This window comes from Allobosea sp. CER48 (genome assembly GCF_044752385.1).
Lineage (GTDB): Bacteria > Pseudomonadota > Alphaproteobacteria > Rhizobiales > Beijerinckiaceae > Allobosea.
Window position 1 is genome coordinate 1 of the sequence record NZ_JBIWYK010000717.1, and the last position, 1,123, is coordinate 1,123.

At 67.9% G+C, this 1,123-nt stretch carries 1 protein-coding gene; it reads right to left on the reverse strand.

Annotation, left to right across the window (positions count from 1 at the left end; translation table 11 throughout):
* Positions 1 to 966, reverse strand: a 966-nt coding sequence (locus tag ACIPIA_RS16775; protein ID WP_400511109.1) for a DMT family transporter, incomplete at its 3' end; no start/stop codon positions are given.
* Between the last annotated feature and the right edge of the window lie 157 nt (positions 967 to 1,123).

Genomic DNA, 1,123 nt, shown 5'->3' on the forward strand with positions numbered 1-1,123 from the left:
CTTGCCGTTTCGGTCGTCTGGAACCTGCTGGTGACCGGGCTTTCGCGCCGGCTTGCGCCATGAGGCGACGAACAGCCCGCCGATGATCAGCACGATGCCGGCGAGTTGCAGCGAGGACGGAATCTCGCCGAGCACCGGGATCGCCAGCAGCGTGCCGGTCACCGGGATAAGCGGCGGGAAGCGCCCGACCACGGATGGCCCCAGCACATGGGCCGCCCAGCCCCAGACCCAGAGGCCGACGATGACGTTGAGCACGCCCTGGTTGAAGCCGTGCAGCGCGAGCACCCACCAGGGGGCGACGTCGAAGCCGCGAAAGTAGAACAGGAAATAGATCGGCAGGTAGACCAGCGAGAGCACCGACACGATTGCGGTCGCTCTCAGCCCGTCGACCTTCCAGAGCTGGATCAGCAAAGGGTAGAAGCCCCAGAGAAGGCCGACGCCGAGAAAGCACAGGTCGCCGCGCAGGGTCGTCGCGTTCGCGCCGGCGCTGCCGGCGATACCGAGGCAGAGCAGGCCAGCCAGCACGCCGGCGACGCCGATCATGAGTCGCCCGGTCAGGGCGGCGCCGAACATCGCGACGGAGCCGATGATGCCGATCATCGTCACCGTGCCCGGGCCGATGGTCGCCCCGTGCGCGGCGGGCGCCATGGTGAGGCCCGTCAGCATCAGGTAGGTCATCGGAAAGCCGCTGCTCAGCGTCAGCCAGAAGCCGCGCTTCCAGCCTACGCCGCCACAGGAGGCAAGGCCGGGCCGGAGGAAGACCGGCAGCAGCAGCACGCCGGCGATGGCGAAGCGCAGCGCCATCAGGTCATGCTGGGTCAGCCCGTTCAGAACGGCGTGGCGACTGATGACGAAGTTCGAGCCATAGATCAGCACGGCGAGCAGCATGCCCAGCGCCGCGAGGCGCTTCCGACGACGCGTCCTGGCGTCCGTCTCGAGCAGCGCTGCGGGGGTGATCTGGTCCATTCTTCATCTCTAGCGCCGGGCGGGAGAGCCCGTTACCGGTCATTGTGCATGGCACCCGCGCTTGCGGCGGCAGACCGCATTTGCGCCCCGTTTCGGCCCTTCTGGCGCCTAGACGCAACGGCTTGCTTGCGCCCCGAAAAGCAAGGGGCTCAGCGAT